The following is a 2,623-nucleotide window of genomic DNA, read 5'->3' on the forward strand; positions in this document are numbered from 1 at the left end:
CACCCCCGGCCCGCACCCGGACGCGGTCCCGGACCCAGCCCCTCACCGGAGCGGGCCGGGGGCCGGGGGCCGCACCGGCCTTCACCCCGACGGAAAACCAGTGACGACGTGACCCACCGCCGTGCGATGCTCGCAGACGTGCCTGCCCCAACCGTGAGCCCCGTGTTCGTCGGCCGCTCGGCCGAGGTGTCCGCCCTCGACGAGGCACTGCGCCGAGCCGCGACCGGGGAGATGCAGGTGGTGGTCGTCGGCGGGGAGGCCGGCGTCGGCAAGACGCGGCTGCTGGACGAGTTCCTGGCCACCGCACGGTCCGCCGGAGCGGTGACCGCCGTCGGCGGCTGCATAGAGATCGGCGCCGAGGGCCTGCCGTTCGCCCCGGTCTCCACCGTTCTGCGCTCACTGCACCGGCAGTTGGGCGAGCGGCTCACCGACGCAGTGGCCGGCCAGGAGGGCGAACTCGCCCGGTTGCTGCCCGAACTGGGGGAGGCGACGGGGGAGTTCCACGACGAGGACGGCCGGGCCCGGCTCTTCGAACTGACCGCGCGGCTGCTGGAGTCCCTCTCCCAGGACGGCACGCTGCTGCTCGCTGTCGAGGACCTGCACTGGGCCGACCGCTCCACCCGCGAACTCTTCGCCTACCTGCTGCGCTCGGTGCACCGGGCCCGCCTGGTGCTGGTCGCGACGTACCGGTCCGACGACATCCACCGCCGCCACCCGCTGAGGCCCTTCCTGGCCGAACTGGACCGGCTGCGCACCATCCGCCGCATCGAACTGCCCCGGCTCAACCGCGAGGAGGTCAGCGCGCAGATCGCCGGCATCCGGGGCGGCGGCGTGCCGCCGCGCGACCTGGTCGACGAGGTCTTCACCCGGTCCGAGGGCAATCCCTTCTTCGTGGAGGAACTCACGGCCAACTCCACCGGTGACACCGGAGACCTCAGCGACTCCCTTCGCGACCTGCTGCTGGTCCGGGTGGAGGCCCTGCCGGAGACCACCCAGCAGATTGTGCGCCTGGCCGCCGAGGGCGGCTCGGCCGTCGAGTTCCCGCTCCTCGCAGCCGTCGCGGACCTGGGCGCCGACGAGCTGCTCAGCGCGCTGCGGACCGCGGTCGGCGCGCACGTGCTCGCCCCCACCGACGACATCGGCACCGAGGGCGGCTACCGCTTCCGCCACGCCCTGGTCCGCGAAGCCGTCTCCGACGATCTGCTGCCCGGTGAGCGCAGCGGCATCAACCGGCGCTACGCGCAGGCCCTGGAGGCCGACCCCGGACTGGTCCGGGCCGATCAGCGGGCCGCCCGGCTGGCCAGCTACTGGCTGCTGGCCCATCACACCGCCAAGGCGCTGCCCGCCGCACTGGACGCGGCCGTCGAAGCCCGGCGGCGCTACGCCTACTCCGAGCAGCTGAAGCTGCTCGACCGGGCGCTGGAACTGTGGGAGGACGCCTCCTCGGAGACCCGGCTCGCGCTGCGCCCCTTCGACCAGGCCGACGTCTACCCGGCCTGCGGCTGCCCGCCCGGCGGGGACGGCGAGACTCATGAGAACGGCGAGAACGGCGAGGGTGAGGCGCTGCGTTACCTCGACCTGCTCGCCGAGACGGTGCAGGCCGCGCTGCTGGCGGGGGAGCGCAAGCGTGCCCTGGTCAGCATCAAGCGGGCGCTGCGGCTGCTCGACGGCGAGGATCCGCTGCGGGCTGCCTGGTTCTGGGTGCAGCGCTGCAAGCTGATGGAGGGCGCGGGCACGGGCGACGGCTGGGCGGAGCTGAGCCGGGCGCAGGAACTGGTCCGCGGGCTGCCGCCGTCGCCGGTGCACGCCGAGGTACTGGCCCACGTCGCCGCCTGGGAGGCCACCCACGACCCGCGGCCCGACAACCTCGCCACCTCACAGCGTGCCGTCGAACTGGCCGCCCTGACGGGAGCCGAGAGCATCGAGCTGCACGCCCGGCTCACGCTGGGCGGCCGCATGGTCGACGCCGGGGACATCGACGCCGGACTGGCCGAGATGGCCGCAGCCGCGCGGCAGGTCGCCGACACCGGCCTGGTCGCCGTGCTCGGGCGGGCGCACGTGAACCTCTCCTCGGCGCTCGACCAGGTCGGCCGGTACGCGGAGGCGCTGGCGGTGCTCGACGAGGGTCTGGCCGTGGCCGACCGGTACGGACTGCGGGACGTCAAGGCGTGGCTGCACGGCAACCGGGCGGCCACGCTGCTCGCGTTGGGCCGCTGGCCGGAGGCCGAGCAGGCGGTGCTCTCGACACGGCAGCTGGCACGCAGCGTCAAACCACTCGCCGCCGCCGCGTTGCGCAGCGGCCGACTCGCCCTGCTGCGCGGCCGGACGGGCCTGGCGGCGCAGGAACTGGCAGAGGCCCGGCGGCAGTTCGGGACCCACGACCCGCAGCCGCAGTACGTCATCCCGCTGACCTGCCTGGAGCTGGAGATCGAGGCGGCGAGAGGGCGCACCGAGCAGACGCGCGGCCTGCTCGCGGGCGCGGTGGAGGCCGGTTTCCCGATGGGCACCGAACGCTACGCCTGGCCGCTGCTCTGCGCGGCCGCCGCGGCCGAGTCGGAGGTGCGGGGGCTACCCGCCGCGGAACCCGGACGGGCGGAGACGCTGGACCTGCTGCGGGACGCGG

The 2,623-nt window shown here is 74.6% G+C and carries 1 protein-coding gene; it reads left to right on the top strand.

Annotated features, from left to right (window positions below):
• Positions 1-126: 126 nt before the first annotated feature.
• Positions 127-2,623 (top strand): ATP-binding protein (locus ACYVE9_RS22250; RefSeq protein WP_461029666.1); only part of this gene is annotated, 2,497 nt, incomplete at its 3' end.

Source organism: Streptomyces sparsus (assembly GCF_054776295.1).